Source organism: Bradyrhizobium sp. AUGA SZCCT0283 (genome assembly GCF_018130385.1).
Lineage (GTDB): Bacteria > Pseudomonadota > Alphaproteobacteria > Rhizobiales > Xanthobacteraceae > Bradyrhizobium.
In genome coordinates, this window is the sequence record NZ_JAFCLU010000011.1 from 1 (window position 1) to 14,698 (window position 14,698).

14 protein-coding genes and 1 pseudogene are annotated in these 14,698 nt (G+C 63.0%); 11 read left to right on the forward strand and 4 right to left on the reverse strand.

Annotation, left to right across the window (positions count from 1 at the left end):
- From JQ624_RS38615 to JQ624_RS16720, 4 genes and pseudogenes are all read left to right on the forward strand, one after another.
- Positions 1–120: pseudogene (locus JQ624_RS38615) on the forward strand (chemotaxis protein CheW); the annotation flags it as partial.
- Between the two features lie 28 nt (positions 121–148).
- On the forward strand, positions 149–538 hold the full coding sequence (locus JQ624_RS16710) for a PleD family two-component system response regulator (protein WP_212420001.1): 390 nt from the start codon (positions 149–151) through the stop codon (positions 536–538).
- A 30-nt stretch (positions 539–568) separates the two neighbouring features.
- Positions 569–1,441, forward strand: coding sequence for a protein-glutamate O-methyltransferase CheR (locus JQ624_RS16715; protein ID WP_212420002.1), 873 nt, complete (start codon positions 569–571; stop codon positions 1,439–1,441).
- A 3-nt stretch (positions 1,442–1,444) separates the two neighbouring features.
- Positions 1,445–1,768, forward strand: a complete 324-nt coding sequence (locus JQ624_RS16720; RefSeq protein WP_212420003.1) for a PilZ domain-containing protein — start codon at positions 1,445–1,447, stop codon at positions 1,766–1,768.
- A 98-nt stretch (positions 1,769–1,866) separates the two neighbouring features.
- Here JQ624_RS16720 and JQ624_RS16725 read toward each other — a convergent pair whose 3' ends face one another.
- Positions 1,867–2,217 carry a hypothetical protein gene (locus JQ624_RS16725; protein WP_212420004.1) on the reverse strand — a complete coding sequence of 117 codons (351 nt, stop codon included), beginning with the start codon at positions 2,215–2,217 and terminating at the stop codon, positions 1,867–1,869.
- Between the two features lie 141 nt (positions 2,218–2,358).
- On the opposite strand from JQ624_RS16725, the gene JQ624_RS16730 reads away from it, so the two are divergent.
- A complete protein-coding gene (locus JQ624_RS16730; RefSeq protein WP_212420005.1) occupies positions 2,359–3,000 on the forward strand; it encodes a response regulator transcription factor in 642 nt (213 codons plus the stop codon).
- Positions 3,001–3,048: 48 nt separating this feature from the next.
- On the opposite strand, the gene JQ624_RS16735 is transcribed toward JQ624_RS16730, so the two are convergent.
- The 3 genes from JQ624_RS16735 to JQ624_RS16745 form a co-directional block, all read right to left on the reverse strand.
- On the reverse strand, positions 3,049–6,555 hold the full coding sequence (locus tag JQ624_RS16735; RefSeq protein ID WP_212420006.1) for a PAS domain S-box protein: 3,507 nt from the start codon (positions 6,553–6,555) through the stop codon (positions 3,049–3,051).
- 67 nt (positions 6,556–6,622) lie between these two features.
- The gene (locus JQ624_RS16740) at positions 6,623–7,051 is read right to left on the reverse strand and encodes a response regulator (protein ID WP_212420007.1); all 429 of its coding nucleotides are present in this window, start codon (positions 7,049–7,051) and stop codon (positions 6,623–6,625) included.
- 268 nt (positions 7,052–7,319) lie between these two features.
- Positions 7,320–8,039, reverse strand: a complete 720-nt coding sequence (locus JQ624_RS16745; protein ID WP_212420008.1) for a GntR family transcriptional regulator — start codon at positions 8,037–8,039, stop codon at positions 7,320–7,322.
- 110 nt (positions 8,040–8,149) lie between these two features.
- On the opposite strand from JQ624_RS16745, the gene JQ624_RS16750 reads away from it, so the two are divergent.
- The 6 genes from JQ624_RS16750 (at position 8,150) to JQ624_RS16775 (ending at position 14,643) form a co-directional block, all read left to right on the forward strand.
- Positions 8,150–9,154 carry an ABC transporter substrate-binding protein gene (locus JQ624_RS16750; protein ID WP_409334341.1) on the forward strand — a complete coding sequence of 335 codons (1,005 nt, stop codon included), beginning with the start codon at positions 8,150–8,152 and terminating at the stop codon, positions 9,152–9,154.
- A 5-nt stretch (positions 9,155–9,159) separates the two neighbouring features.
- A complete protein-coding gene (locus JQ624_RS16755) occupies positions 9,160–9,924 on the forward strand; it encodes an ABC transporter ATP-binding protein (RefSeq protein WP_212420010.1) in 765 nt (254 codons plus the stop codon).
- Positions 9,925–9,935: 11 nt separating this feature from the next.
- A complete protein-coding gene (locus JQ624_RS16760) occupies positions 9,936–10,799 on the forward strand; it encodes an ABC transporter permease (protein ID WP_212420011.1) in 864 nt (287 codons plus the stop codon).
- The gene (araD, locus tag JQ624_RS16765) at positions 10,796–12,532 is read left to right on the forward strand and encodes an L-arabinonate dehydratase (protein WP_212420012.1); all 1,737 of its coding nucleotides are present in this window, start codon (positions 10,796–10,798) and stop codon (positions 12,530–12,532) included. Before JQ624_RS16760 ends, araD begins: the two co-directional genes overlap by 4 nt.
- 167 nt (positions 12,533–12,699) lie before the next feature.
- Positions 12,700–13,791 carry an SMP-30/gluconolactonase/LRE family protein gene (locus tag JQ624_RS16770; RefSeq protein WP_212420013.1) on the forward strand — a complete coding sequence of 364 codons (1,092 nt, stop codon included), beginning with the start codon at positions 12,700–12,702 and terminating at the stop codon, positions 13,789–13,791.
- Positions 13,792–13,923: 132 nt separating this feature from the next.
- A complete protein-coding gene (locus JQ624_RS16775) occupies positions 13,924–14,643 on the forward strand; it encodes a ribonuclease activity regulator RraA (RefSeq protein WP_212420014.1) in 720 nt (239 codons plus the stop codon).
- The last annotated feature ends 55 nt before the right edge of the window (positions 14,644–14,698 follow it).

The window sequence follows — 14,698 nt, forward strand, 5'->3', positions numbered from 1 at the left end:
CTCGACCCCCGCATGGCCAAGCTCGCCGGCGGCGTTCACCGTCTCGACGGCCAGCTCATGGTCGTCCTCGACGTCGACCGTGTTCTCGAAATCGTGCCGAAAACAACGCTCGCCGCGTAGCGCCGCTCGTCAAGCAAGGAGGCCTAAAATGAAAACCTGTCTTGTGGTCGATGACTCCAGCGTCGTGCGAAAGATCGCGCGCCGCATCCTGGAAGACATGGACTTCCAGATCACCGAGGCCGAGGACGGCGAGCAGGCGCTTGCGTCCTGCAAGGAGGCCATGCCTGACGCGGTTCTGCTCGACTGGAACATGCCTGTCATGGACGGCTACGAATTCCTCGGCAATCTGCGCCGCCTGCCCGGCGGCGACGTGCCCAAGGTGGTGTTCTGCACCACCGAGAACGGCATGGATCATATCTCGCGTGCGCTGCATGCCGGCGCCAACGAGTACATCATGAAGCCGTTCGACAAGGACATCGTCACCGCGAAGTTCCAGGAAGTCGGTCTGGTCGCGCTTACGGAACAGAGCTCGGTCTAAATCCTATCCGCTTGCCCTTGAGAGGCCCTCGTGACCCCGCCAGACTATGAGTATCTGCGTAAGCTCCTGAAGGATCATTCCGGTCTCGACCTGTCCGCAGACAAGCAATATCTGATCGAAAGCCGTCTGCTTCCGCTGTCGCGCAAATGCGGCGTGTCGGGCATCGGCGAACTCGTGCAGAAGATGAAGGGCGGGTCGTCATCGATCATCGCCCAGGTGGTCGAAGCCATGACCACCAACGAAACCTTCTTCTTCCGCGACAAGGTGCCGTTCGATCATTTCCGCGATACGATCATGCCGGAGATGTTGAAGGCGCGCGCCAGCCGAAAGAGCATCAGGATATGGTGCGCCGCCGGCTCGACCGGCCAGGAGCCATACTCGCTTGCCATGGCGCTGAAGGAAATGGGGGCAGTGCTCGCGGGATGGCGTGTGGAAATCATCGCGACCGACCTGTCCACGGAAGTGCTCGAGAAATCGAAATCGGGCGTCTACAGCCAGTTCGAGGTTCAGCGTGGCCTTCCGATTCAATTGCTCGTCAAATATTTCAAGCAGAACGGCGAGCTCTGGCAGATCAGTCCGGAGCTGCGCGCCATGGTTCAGCACCGGCAACTGAACCTGCTGCACGATTTCTCCCAGCTTGGCACCTTTGACATCATCTTCTGCCGCAACGTCCTGATCTATTTCGATCAGGACACCAAGATCAATATCTTCGGCCGACTCGCCAAGGCGATGGAAGGCGATGGCTTCCTGGTGCTGGGCGCGGCGGAAACGGTCGTCGGCCTGACGGACGTGTTCAAGCCGTTCCCGGACAAGCGCGGTCTCTATCGGCCGAGCGGCGCGCGTGCCGCGTCACCGCAGGGCGCAACGTCGATGCCGAAAATTGCGGCGATGGCGGGACGGTGAGCGATGACAGAGGACAGCAAAGGCGCGGAGCGGGTCACGTTCAGCCGGGGCTATGACGTCTGCATCATGGCGATCGACGGGACCTGGCGCAGGGACTGCCAGCTCAACGCGATCTCGGACACCGACGCCGAACTGACGGTGGAAGGCTCGATTCAGGGCCTCAATCTCAAGGAGTTCTTTCTGCTGCTGTCGTCGACCGGCCTCGCCTATCGCCGGTGCGAACTGGTCCGCGTCAACGGCACGGAAATGGACATTCGTTTCCTGAGAGGCAAGCCCGCCAAGAAGCGGCCGGGCGCCTCGTCAAAGGCCGAAGAGGCGGCGCACTGAGGCGATCGCAGCAGGCGGTTAACCGCGCGAGAAAATCCGGGGAAAAATTTGCGGTGGAGGAACATCGTGCGCTCCAGCGGGACGGCGCCGTGTCGGCCTTACGCTCCGATGACCGAAAGTGCGGGCAGGCTCGCGGCACCGGGATCGCTATCGGCGGAATCCATCAGGGAGCGCAGGGCGATGCCAAGATTGACGTCGCAGGCTTGCACCGCGGCGGCAGCCTTCATGTAGCGGGGAGATACGTCGTCGAGCACGATGAGGTTGGTGGAACTCTCGGGGCCGCCGGGCGACGTTTCCGGCGAAGTTTCCTTTGCGATCGTCTGTTGGATCAGCCGCAGGCTGTTCTGGACGCGCTCGACCAGGCTGACGAGGTCCGAAACCACGGCGCGGTAGGCGGCGTTCTGGTCGTGGGGCGCCTGTGCGACGCCGTCGCCTGCTGCATTCTGCATGGGTGCACTCCTTAGTTTTTTTTTAGGTGCGCGTTGCTACTTGTGCGTTAAGCTGCGGTCCCGTACAAATACGGTCCGGTATGGAGTTCGATACCGTTATCCGAGTGTGCGTCACATTCAACCACGCATGGACGATGGAACATGGCTGAGAAACCCCCCTCCCGTGGGGAGATCTTCGTAGTCGATGACGATCCTGCCATTCGCGACACGCTTTCGATGGTCCTGACGGCAGGCGGCTATCAGGTCATCTGTTTCGCCGACGGCGCCGCATTGCTGGCGATTGCACGAACGCGGACGCCAGCGTGCATCCTGCTCGATGTGCATATCCCCGGTAAGTCCGGTCTCGATATTCTGAAAGAGCTTCATGGCGAGGACTACCCTGCGCCGATCTTCATGATCTCGGGGCAGGGCGATATCGCCATGGCGGTCAGCGCCATCAAGAACGGCGCGCTGGACTTCATCGAAAAGCCGTTTCGCGGCAGTGAAATCGTGGCAAGACTCGATGAGGCGATCGAGGCTTACGCGCGCCGGCAGGCGCAAAATGCGCCATCGCGCATTGCGGCCCTGCATTTTCCCGGACGCGAACCGCTCACGCGGCGCGAACGCGAGGTGCTGGAGCAGTTCACCGCCGGCGCGTCCAACAAGGAAGCGGGGCGGCATCTCGGGATCAGCCCGCGCACGATCGAGGATCACCGCGCCAATATCATGAAGAAGCTCGGCGCGCGGAATGCGGCTGACCTGGTCCGGATCGTGATGACCACGCAGCGTCAGGGTCAGATCTGATTAATGATCTGATTGCAGGCAAGCCGGATGCGGGCGCCGCGGCTGCGATCACTCGGCGAGCGCTTTGCGGATCATGATCGCCATATCCGATTTCCGATAGGGCTTGGCGAGCAGCAATACGCCTTCGTCGAGCCGGCCGTGATGAATGATGGCATTCTCGGTATAGCCCGAGGTGAACAGTACCCTCAACCCGGGCCTCACCTTCAATATCTCGTCGGCGAGCTGGCGGCCGTTCATGCCGGGCATGATCACGTCGGTGAATAGCAGGTCGAACGGATGGCCGGTGTGGGCGAGCACCAGCGCCTCGGTCGCGTTCGCCGCGTCCAGCGTGACGTAGCCGAGCGAATGCAGCTGCGCCAGCACATAGTTGCGCACCAGCGTGTCGTCTTCCACGACCAGAATTGTTTCATGGCCGCCCTCGACGGCCGGCGCCAGCGCCGGCTCGGCCGCCGGCAAGGCGCCCGTGGCCGGCGGCAGGTACATCTTGATCGTCGTGCCATGGCCCTCTTCGCTGTAGATCATGATGTGGCCGGCCGATTGCTTGATAAAGCCGTACACCATGCTCAGCCCAAGGCCGGTGCCCTTGCCGTGACCCTTCGAGGTGAAGAACGGATTGAATACCTTGTCGAGGATCGCCGCCGGGATCCCGGTTCCGGTATCGCTCACCGCGATCATGGCGTAGCGGCCGGGCCGGACGTCGCTGTGCATCCTCGTATAATTGTCGTCGAGTGTGACGAAGCCGGTCTCGATGATCAGCTTGCCGCCGTCCGGCATGGCGTCGCGGGCATTGAGGGCCAGATTGAGGATCGCGGTGGCGAGTTGATTGGGATCGACGATCGCCGGACAGCTCTCGTCGTCGAACACGGATTCGATCTCGACATGCTCGCCGAGCGTGCGCTGCAGCAGCTTCGCGGTGTCGATGATCAGCGTGTTGACGTCGGTCGCCTTTGGTTCGAGCGGCTGCTTGCGCGCGAAAGCGAGCAAATGCTGGGTGAGGTCGGCGCCGCGCGACGCGGCCTCGTCGATCATTCGCGTGATGGCGGCAAGCTGCGGTTCGCCCTTGACGGCGTCAGCCAGAATTTCGATCGTTCCCGTGATCACGGTCAGGATATTGTTGAAATCGTGCGCGATGCCGCCGGTGAGCTGGCCGACCGCCTCCATCTTTTCGGCCTGCCGGATCCTGTCCTCGGCCGCGATCTTGTCGGTGAGATCGCGCATGAATCCGTTGAACACAAATCCGTTGCGCCGCCGCAGCTCGGTGACGCTGAGTTCGACCTTGATTTCCTTTCCGTCGCGCCGCATTGCCTCGATCTCGAAACGGCGGCCGAGGATGGCGCCCTCGCCGGTGCGCAGGAACCGCTCCAGGCCGGCCTTGTGCGCATCGCGGTGGACGTCGGGAACGATCAGTTTGCTCAGCCTGGTGCCGACCGCTTCGGCGCGCGACCAGCCGAAAATATTCTCCGCCTGCGGGTTCCAGTCCGTGACCGTGCCCTGATCGTCCATCTGGACGAAGGCGTCCAGCGCGGTGTCGATGATGCCGCGCGCAAGCTGTTCGCTTTCGCGCAGCGTCTCCTGCGCCAGCCGGCTCTCGGTCATGTCGCGGCCGACGAAGAAGAAGCGCTTGACCGGGCCGGACCATGTTCCGAGCCATGACAGCCACACCTCCCGCCCGTTCTTGTGAATGCAGCGCGTATCGGAAATCTTCGGGCGCTGCCCGCGCCGCGCCGCGCGCATTTCCTGCTGCGATTTCTCGAGATGGTCGGGATGAATGAAGTCGACCCCGCTGCGGCCGATCATTTCCTCCGGCCGATAGCCCAATATGGTCTCGCAGCTCGGGCTGATCTGAACCAGAAAACCCCTGGAATCCATCACCATGATCAGATCCTGCGAGGTTTCGAAGATGTGGCGAAGCTCTTCGGTCTGCCGCCGCAGCATCTGCCTGGTCTTGTTGGCCTCCGTGATGTCGCGCGCCACCTTCGAGATGCCGATGGTCGCGCCTGAGGGGGACTTGATCGGGGAGATGCTGAGCGAGACTTCGATCCGCTGGCCCCCTTTTCGCAGCCGCTCCGTTTCACTGTGCTCGATGCTTTCGCCCCAGCCGATCCGGCGCAGTCCGTCCTGCAGCTCCGGCAGTCGATCTTCGGGTACAATCAGCGCGATGTTCTGGCCCGCGGCTTCCGCCGCGCTGTATCCGAACAGCCGCTCCGCCGCCGAGTTCCAGCCGGTGACGGTGCCGTCGAGCGAGGTCGTAATGATGGCGTCGTTGGAGGATTCGACCGCCGCGCTGAACAGCCGTTCCCGCTCGGCATGATGATCGCGCGCGGCCACGGTGCGGCGATGCTCCTGAACCTCTTGCTGGAGTGCGGCGGTCTTTGCATTGATTTCCTCGATCGCATGCGCAAACGCGCGCGCGAGCACACCGGTCTCGCCGCTTGCATCGACCGGAATGACGGCCTTGCCTTTGCCGGCCACCCCCTGAACGGCTTCGGTCAGCCGGACGATCGGCCGGGTCAGCGATCTCGCGATCAACAGGGCGAGCACGGCCGCTGACAACACCGCGACCGCTCCGACCAGAAGCGAGGTGTTCCTGATGCTCGCAGCCGGCGCCATGATCACGGCGTTGGGGGTGGTTTCGATGACCGCGATCCATTCGGAACCGGCCAGAACGGCCGGCGCGAACGCGACCCCGTCGGATCGGGCGGCATGGTCCTGTACGATCTCGGCGCTGCCTTGCTTTGCCCCAGCCTGCGCCGCCAGATGCGGGAAGTCGGCTTTCCAGTCGTTGGGTTTGCCGAGCAGCGCGCCGAATTCGCGCGAACGGTCCGGATGAATGAGATAATCGCCGGACCGGTTGACGACATAGATCGTCTCGCCTGGCCACACCGATGACCGGACCCGGTCGAACGCGCGCCGCATGTCGACATTGATCATGAAAATGCCGAACGGCTTGCCGTCGTTCGCGAAGATCGGCGTCGCGACGCGAACCGTCGGCCTGTGCACCTCCTCGATCAGTCCGTTGAAGCGGCCCAGATCGAGCGGCGAGACGTAGATTTGTGTGGGACCGAGCCGGATCGTTTCCTGGAAGTAGGCGCGATCGCCTCTCTTCTGCAAGCCCGCTTCGGGGGCGATCCGAACCGTGCCGTTCGGTCCGTTGCGGTCGACGCGGACCAGCTCGCGGCCATCGTCGTCGAGGCCGATAATCCGGAACATCGCATAGATCGGCTTGGCTTCGAGTTCCGCCGCGAAACGCGATGCGATCCGGTCACGCCAGGTCTTTTCCGAGACGCCGTCGATCGGATCGGTGCCGCCCGCCTTGCGGGCGCGGACCAGTCCTTGTAGCGCCACCGCCGAACGAAAGCCCGCAACATCTCCGGTCGCGCTGGCCGCGTAGTATTCGAGATCGGTCGCGACCTGGCGCGAATGCGTCTCGATGCGGTCGCGGGCTCGCTGCAGGAGCGCCTGTTCCAGGTTGCGATAGCTCAGCCATCCGACCGCGGAAACCGCGATCGCTACCAGCGCAATCATCGCGATGGCAAGCCTGGTTGTGAGCGTCATGTCGGTGGTCGATCGCCCTCCCGCTCCGGCCCGGCAAGCCGCCGGACGAATCGGATGCTATGGCGCATTACGGGGAGGAAGCAACACTGCCGGGAGGGCGCGGCGAGCCGCGCCCTGCGGCTTCCAGGCAACCCGTGACGGCTGCCAGGAGATCGGCCGGCCGGAACGGTTTCTGCAGGCTGGAGATCGCTCCGAGCTTGGTCGCCATGGTCAGGAAGTCAGGGGCGGATTCCGGCTCCGAAGAGATCGGCCGGCCGGAGATGACGATGATCGGAATCTGCGGCCGGTGCTGGCGAACCATCCGCATGGTTTCAAATCCATCCATTCCCGGCATGAAGATGTCGAGAAACAACAGATCGAAATCTCCGGTCTGACACAATGCCAGGCCCTTCCGCCCGTCATCGGCAGTGACCACGCTATGGCCGGCGCGCTCCAGCAACAGGCGGACGGTCATCCGGACCGCTATGTCGTCATCCACGACCAGTATTCTTGCCAAAGTAAAAAGTTCTCCGGGCCCCGCTGGAATCAAATCAACGGCAGGTTGCGAGTTTTGCCGAATCCTTGTGTTGCCGCAACTGCTTCCCCGGTGGGAACGTGCCGGTTGGGCGGTCAAAAAGCCCATACAAACGCCGTTATCCGCATGTTGCCGGGCAGACAAATACGAAGCGGCCTGCGCCAGCGAACGTGATTCGCCCGCGCGAGCGAGCCGCATGCAGCGAGGCCGCAAGGGGCCGCAAGGATCAGTTCAAGGATCAGTTCAAGGATCAGTTGCTGAGATATTCCGGATAGCGCGATCGAATTCGGGCGAGTTCGCTGAGCGTGCCCGACAGATGGGTGCGCAAGTGCTTCTGCGCGTCATCGGGCTGCCCGGTATCGATCGCCTTCACGATCAGCCTGTGATGCCGCACGATATCCTGCGCCTTGCCGGGCGAGGGCAGATGCATCCGGCGCAGCCGATCGATATGCCCGCTGCGGCTGCGCACCAGCGCCCAGATGTCCTGCTTGTCGGCAGCCGCATAGAGTTGGCTGTGGAACTCGTTATCGGCTGCCATGAATTTTTCGAAGTCGCCGGCTTTGGCATATTGCTGCTGGCGGGCAATCGTCGCGTGAAGTTCGGCGACGAGCGTTTCGTCGTGCTGGATCGCAAGCCCGCGCACGATTTCGAGTTCGACCGCCTGCCGCAGGAAATGCGCCTGCTGCGCCAGCCGCACGTCGACCCGGCTGACCACGGTTGCATATTGCGGGAACACGTCGACGAGGCCTTCCTCCTCAAGCCGCATCAGCGCATCGCGGATCGGCGTCGAGCTGACGCCGAACTGGCCGGCCAATGCGGCGCGCGACAGCGGCGATCCCGGCGGCAGTTCCAGCGAAATGATCATGCCGCGGAGGCGCTCGAACACCTGCGGCGCAGCCTGGCGGTCGCGATCGAGCCCGCCTGTGGAACGGGGGGCTGCGCGGCGGGAGACGATTTGCGGGGGAGCCATCGGGCGATCGGCCGTTTCAGAAGGGACTTGCTTCAGATGCACTAATACATTAGTGCATCTCGGCAGCAGCGTCAACGAGACGCCGGAGGAGATGCACAATGAAAAACAGGATGTGGAGCGCCTGCGCGGGCGCCGTTGCGATGCTGATGTTGCTGCCGGACGCGCCGGCATCGGCCCAGCAGAAGTCGGAGATCACGCTGTCGCGGCAGCCGGGCATTTTCTACATGCCCTCCCACATCATGGAAAAGAACAAGCTGATCGAGAAGCACGCCGCTTCCCTCGGCGTTCCCGGCGTGTCAACCAAATGGATCAATCTGAGCGGTGGCGGCGCGCAGACCGATGCCTTGCTTGCCGGCAGCGTCGACATCCTCAACACCGGAACCGGCAATCTGCTGCTGCTGTGGGATCGCACCCGCGGCGGCGTCAAGGGCATCGTCGCCACCTCGGCGCAGCCGATGACGCTGATCAGCCGTGATCCGAATATCAAGTCGATCAAGGATTTCGGCCCGAACGACAAGATCGCGGTGCCCACCGTCAAGGTCTCGACGCAGGCGATCGTGCTGCAGATCGCGGCCGCCGAAGCCTTCGGCGCCGACCAGTGGTCCAAGCTCGACGTCAACACCGTGCAGCTCGGCCATCCCGACGCCTATGTGGCGTTGACCAACGCGCAGCACGAGGTGCGTAATCACTTTTCGATTCCGCCGTTCACGTTCCTCGAACTGAAGAACGTCCCCGGCGCGCATGTGGTGCTGTCGTCGCCCGACGTGATGGGCGGCCCGCTCAGCCAGGCGCAGTTCTTCACCACCACCAAATTCGCCGACGCCAATCCGAAGATCGTGCAGGCGGTGCGCGATGCCACCAAGGAGGCGCAGGACCTGATCCGCAGCGACACCAAGGCTGCGGTCGAGATCTACAAGGAAGTCACCGGCGACAAGACCAGTGTCGACGATCTCCTGGCGTGGCTCAAGGAGCCCGGTATGATGGAATGGAACCTGCAGCCGCAGGGCACCATGAAATTCGCCGCCCATCTGTTCAAGGTCGGCACGCTGAAGACGATGCCCAAGGCCTTCACCGATTACTACCTGCCGGTCGCGCACGACCTGAAGGGTAACTGATCGACATGGCCGCGCTTCTCGACGTCAGTGACGTAACGCTGCGCTACAAGACTTCGAGCGCGGTCGTGACTGCGACCGAGCGGGTCAGCTTCACGGTCGCTCGTTCCGATCGCTTCGTGCTGCTCGGCCCCTCCGGTTGCGGCAAGTCGACGCTGTTGAAGGCGGTCGGCGGCTATATGACGCCGAGCGAAGGCAAGATGCGGATCTCGGGCCGGGAAATATCGGAGCCGGGCGCCGACCGCATGATGATCTTCCAGGAGTTCGACCAGCTGCTGCCGTGGAAGACGGTGCTGGAAAACGTGATGTTTCCGCTGTTGATGACGCGCCGCCTGCCGCGCAAGGACGCGGAGATGCGGGCGCGGGCCTATATCGAGAAGGTCAGCCTCACCCGCGTCGTCGATTCCTATCCGCACACGCTGTCGGGCGGTATGAAGCAGCGCGTGGCGATCGCGCGCGGCATGGCGATGGAGCCGGATATTCTCCTGATGGATGAGCCGTTCGCCGCCCTCGACGCGCTGACGCGGCGCACCTGCCAGGACGAGCTGCTGCAGCTCTGGGCGGAAACAAAATTCACCGTTCTGTTCGTCACCCATTCGATCGCCGAGGCGATCAAGATCGGCAACCGCATCCTGCTGCTGTCGCCGCATCCCGGCCGGGTCAAGGCCGAGGTCGTCGACGTCGACCAGGTCTCCAGCGAGGACGGCAGCGCCGCTCGGCTGGAAAAGCAGATCCACGATCTCTTGTTCGCCGACGCCGTGACGGCACACTAGGGGAGCGCATCATGGGTGAAGCAAGGATCCTGCTGCGCGATGCCGCTGACCTGACCGCGACCGTGCCGGCCGAAGTCGAACGCAAGCTCAGCGTGCTGGAACTGCTGTGGAACGACGGCTTCGTCCGAAAGACGGTCATCATTCTCTTTCTCGCCACGGCGTGGGAGGTCTACGGCACCATCCTCGACAATCCGCTGCTGTTTCCGACCTTCCACGATACGATTCTGACGATGTTTGACAAGGTGCGCGACGGAACCATTCCGATGCGCGCCTGGGCGTCGTTAAAAGTGCTGTTCATGGGCTACGCCGCCGGCATCATCCTCGCGGCTATCTTCACCATTCTCGCGATCTCGACCCGGATCGGTACCGACTTCCTTGAAACCATCACGGCGATGTTCAATCCCTTGCCGGCGATTGCGCTGCTGCCGCTGGCGCTGATCTGGTTTGGCCTCGGCAATGGCAGCCTCGTCTTCGTGTTGATCCATTCGGTGCTGTGGCCGGTTGCGCTCAACACCCATTCCGGCTTCAAGAGCGTATCGAATACGCTGCGCATGGTCGGCCGCAATTACGGCCTGCGCGGCCTGCCTTACGTCGCGCGCATTCTCATCCCTGCCGCCTTCGGCTCGATCCTGACCGGCCTGAAGATCGGCTGGGCGTTCGCCTGGCGCACGCTGATCGCGGCCGAACTCGTGTTCGGCGTGTCGTCGGGGCAGGGCGGTTTAGGGTGGTTCATCTTCGAAAACCGCAATCTTCTGGATATACCCGCGGTGTTCGCCGGCCTGTTGACGGTGATCGTGATTGGCCTGATCGTGGAAAACCTGATCTTCCGGACGATCGAGCGCAACACCGTTCAGAAATGGGGCACCCAGTCATGACCAAAAACAAGAACCCCGCCGACCTCCGCAGCGCGCGCTGGTTCGCGCCCGACGATCTCCGCGCCTTCGGCCACAGGTCGCGCGCGATGCAGATGGGCTACGCGCCCGAAGAGTGGAAGGGCCGGCCGGTGATCGCGATCCTCAACACCTGGTCGGACGCGCAGCCCTGCCACATGCACTTCAAGAGCCGCGTCGACGACGTCAAGCGCGGCATCCTGATGGCGGGCGGTTTCCCGATGGAACTGCCGGCGCTGTCGCTGTCGGAATCGTTTTTGAAGCCGACCACCATGCTTTACCGCAACATGCTGGCGATGGACGCCGAGGAATTGCTGCGCGGCCACCCCGTCGACGGCGTCGTGCTGATGGGCGGCTGCGACAAGACCACGCCGGGCCTGCTGTTAGGGGCCACCAGCATGAACCTGCCGACGATCTATCTTCCCGCCGGGCCGATGCTGCGCGGCAACTGGAAGGGCAAGACGCTGGGTTCGGGCTCAGACGCCTGGAAATACTGGGACGAGCGGCGCGCCGGAAAAATCTCCGACAAGGACTGGGTCGATGTCGAGGCCGGCATCGCCCGCAGCTACGGCACCTGCATGACCATGGGCACCGCGTCCACCATGACGGCGATTGCGGAATCGATCGGCATGACCTTGCCGGGCGCGTCTTCCATTCCCGCCGCCGACGCCGGCCACATCCGCATGGCCTCGGAATGCGGCCGCCGCATTGTCGAGATGGTGTGGGAGGATCTGACGCCGAACAAGATCCAGACCCGAAAAGCCTTCGAGAACGCGATCACGGTGGCGATGGCGATGGGCTGCTCGACCAACGCGATCATCCATCTGATCGCGCAGGCCCGCCGCGCCGGCCAGGACATCGGGCTCGACGATTTCGAAAAGGCCAGCCGCAAGGTGCCCGTCATCGCCAATGTGCGGCCGAGCGGCGATAAATATCTGATGGAAGACTTTTTCTATGCCGGCGGCCTGCCGGGCCTGATGAGCCGTATCAGGGAGCATCTGCATCTCGACGTCATGACGGTGACCGGCCAGACGCTCGGCGAAAATATCGCGCGCGCCGAAGTCTATAATGACGACGTCATCCGCACGGTCAAGGATCCGATCTATGCCGAGGGCGCGCTCGCCGTGCTCAAGGGTAACCTTGCGCCCGACGGCTGCGTGATCAAGCCGAGCGCCTGTGAGCCGCGCTTCCTCAAGCACACCGGGCCGGCGCTGGTGTTCGACGATTACCCCTCGATGAAGAAGGCGATCGACGATCCGAATTTGGATGTTACCGCCGATCATGTGTTGATCCTGCGCAATGCCGGGCCGCAGGGCGGGCCTGGCATGCCGGAATGGGGCATGCTGCCGATCCCGACAAAGCTGGTGAAGCAGGGCGTGCGCGACATGGTGCGGCTGTCGGACGCGCGCATGAGCGGCACCAGCTACGGCGCCTGCATCCTCCACGTCTCGCCGGAGTCTTACATCGGCGGGCCGTTGGCCTTGGTGCGCAATGGCGACAAGATCACGTTGGACGTCAACGCCCGCACCATCAACCTCGATGTGCCGGAGGCTGAGCTCGCAAAGCGCCGCGCCGCATGGAAAGCGCCGGAGCCGCGCTACGAGCGCGGCTATGGCTGGATGTTCACCCGCCACATCAAGCAGGCCAATGAAGGCTGCGACTTCGATTTTCTGGAGACTGGTTTTGGGGCGCCGGTGGAGGAGCCGTCGATTTACTAGCTGGAATACACCACTGCGAGCGAAGCGAAGCAATCCATCTCACGGCACAAAGAAAGAATGAATTGCTTCGTCGCTTCGTTCCCTTGCGCAAACGCTTCGCGTTTGTCGCAGGCAATGGCGTTCGAAGAGCCGATACCAAACAAAAAGCATCACAGGGAGAACAACCAATGACCATGTCTCGACGTAATCTGCTCGCAGGGGCCGGCGCCGCTGCTGCTTCCACGCTTCTCGCGCGCAGCGCGGCTGCGCAATCGTTTCCGTTCACGCCGAACCAGCGCTATCCCGATCCGGCCGTGCAGATCCTCGATTCCAGCTTCGCGAAATACCGGATCTATTCCTCCACGGTCGAGCAGGTCGCGACCGGCATGCGCTGGGCCGAGGGGCCGGCCTACTTCCCCGAAGGCGGCTATCTGCTGTTCTCCGACATCCCCAACAACCGCATCATGAAGTTCGACGAGAAGACCAACCAGACCAGCGTCTTCCGCGCCAACGCCAACTATGCCAACGGCAACGCGCGCGACCGCCAGGGCCGGCTCGTCACCTGCGAGCATTCGGTCACCCGCCGCGTCACCCGCACCGAGAAGGACGGCAAGATCACGGTGCTGGCGGATAAATTCGAGGGCAAGCGGCTGAACGCGCCGAACGACATTGTCGTGAAGTCCGACGACACGATCTGGTTCACCGATCCGCTGTTCGGCATCAATGGCGAGTGGGAGGGCAAGAAGGAAAAGCCCGAGCAGGCCACCACCAACGTCTATCGCCTGACCAAGGACGGTAAGCTCAGCGCCGTCATTACCGACATCGTCAATCCCAATGGGCTCGCCTTCTCGCCCGACGAGAAGAAGCTCTATGTGGTGGAATGGAAGGGCACGCCGAATCGCAGCATCTGGAGCTTTGACGTCAATGCCGACGGCACGGTGGGCGGCAAGACCAAGCTGATCGACGCCGCGGATCAGGGGGCGCTCGACGGTTTCCGGGTCGATCGCGACGGCAATCTGTGGTGCGGCTGGGGCTCCAACGGCGCGCTGCAACCCGAACCGACCGACGTCGGCGGCCGAAAAGTGTTCCAGCTCAAGGGCAAGCCGGAGGACCTCGACGGCGTGATGGTGTTCAGCCCCGCCGGCAAGCCGCTGGCGCACATCCGCTTGCCGGAACGCTGCGCCAATCTCACCTTCGGCGGCCCGAAGAACAACCGCCTCTACATGACGAGCTGCCACTCGGTCTACGCGCTTTACGTGGAGTCGCATGGGGCGGTGTGAGTCACCCGTCGTTCCGGGGCGATGCGAAGCATCGAACTATGGTGCGCAATTGCGCACCTGAGAACCTCGAGATTCCGGATTCGCTCGCTGGCGCGAGCGCTCCGGAATGACGACCAAGAAAGCGAGAATGAAATGACAAAACTAAGCGACGCCACCCGCAACAAGCTGAGGACGGTCTCCACCGCTACCGTCGCCACCGCGCTGTTCAAGCGCGGCTTTCGTATCCAGATGATCCAGGATGTGCATCCGCTCGGTCCCGATCAGCCGGTGCTGGTCGGCGAGGCCTTTACGCTGCGCTACATGCCGGCGCGGGAGGATCTCAATAAGATCGACGTGTTCCGTGATCGCGGCCACCCGCAGCGCAAGGCGATCGAGGATTGTCCTGTTGGCGCGGTGCTGGTCATGGACAGCCGCAAGGATGCCCGTGCCGCCTCCGCCGGCGCCATCCTGGTGACGCGGCTGATGCAGCGCGGCTGCGCCGGCGTGATCACCGATGGCGGCTTTCGCGATTCCGCGGAAATCGCGGCTCTCGGCTTCCCCGCCTACCACCATCGCCCGAGTGCGCCGACCAATTTGACGCTGCATCAGGCGATCGAGATCAACGTCCCGATCGGCTGCGGCGACGCGCCGGTATTCCCCGGCGACGTCATCCTCGGCGATCGCGACGGCGTCATCGTGATCCCGGCGCATCTGGCGGATGAGATAGCGGACGAGGCGGTCGAGATGACTTCGTTCGAGGATTTTGTTACGGAGGAAGTGCGCAAGGGCCGCTCGATCCTGGGCCTCTATCCCGCAACCGACGAGCAGACGCTGAAGGATTTTGCTGCTTGGCGCAGGGCCAACGGACGATAGTCTTCTATTCCCGGACGCGCGATCCAGAAACGACGTAACAGTGGAGGAACCACCC

What these genes read in the sequence shown, in the direction of transcription:
- araD (WP_212420012.1), top strand. Translation starts at nt 10,796, where the DNA reads ATGACCAAAAACAAGAACCCCGCCGACCTCCGCAGCGCGCGCTGGTTC.
- JQ624_RS16745 (WP_212420008.1), bottom strand. Translation starts at nt 8,039, where the DNA reads ATGGCTCCCCCGCAAATCGTCTCCCGCCGCGCAGCCCCCCGTTCCACA.
- JQ624_RS16725 (WP_212420004.1), bottom strand. Translation starts at nt 2,217, where the DNA reads ATGCAGAATGCAGCAGGCGACGGCGTCGCACAGGCGCCCCACGACCAG.
- JQ624_RS16735 (WP_212420006.1), bottom strand. Translation starts at nt 6,555, where the DNA reads ATGACGCTCACAACCAGGCTTGCCATCGCGATGATTGCGCTGGTAGCG.
- JQ624_RS16775 (WP_212420014.1), top strand. Translation starts at nt 13,924, where the DNA reads ATGACAAAACTAAGCGACGCCACCCGCAACAAGCTGAGGACGGTCTCC.
- JQ624_RS16760 (WP_212420011.1), top strand. Translation starts at nt 9,936, where the DNA reads ATGGGTGAAGCAAGGATCCTGCTGCGCGATGCCGCTGACCTGACCGCG.
- JQ624_RS16750 (WP_409334341.1), top strand. Translation starts at nt 8,150, where the DNA reads ATGTGGAGCGCCTGCGCGGGCGCCGTTGCGATGCTGATGTTGCTGCCG.
- JQ624_RS16730 (WP_212420005.1), top strand. Translation starts at nt 2,359, where the DNA reads ATGGCTGAGAAACCCCCCTCCCGTGGGGAGATCTTCGTAGTCGATGAC.
- JQ624_RS16720 (WP_212420003.1), top strand. Translation starts at nt 1,445, where the DNA reads ATGACAGAGGACAGCAAAGGCGCGGAGCGGGTCACGTTCAGCCGGGGC.
- JQ624_RS16710 (WP_212420001.1), top strand. Translation starts at nt 149, where the DNA reads ATGAAAACCTGTCTTGTGGTCGATGACTCCAGCGTCGTGCGAAAGATC.
- JQ624_RS16755 (WP_212420010.1), top strand. Translation starts at nt 9,160, where the DNA reads ATGGCCGCGCTTCTCGACGTCAGTGACGTAACGCTGCGCTACAAGACT.
- JQ624_RS16770 (WP_212420013.1), top strand. Translation starts at nt 12,700, where the DNA reads ATGACCATGTCTCGACGTAATCTGCTCGCAGGGGCCGGCGCCGCTGCT.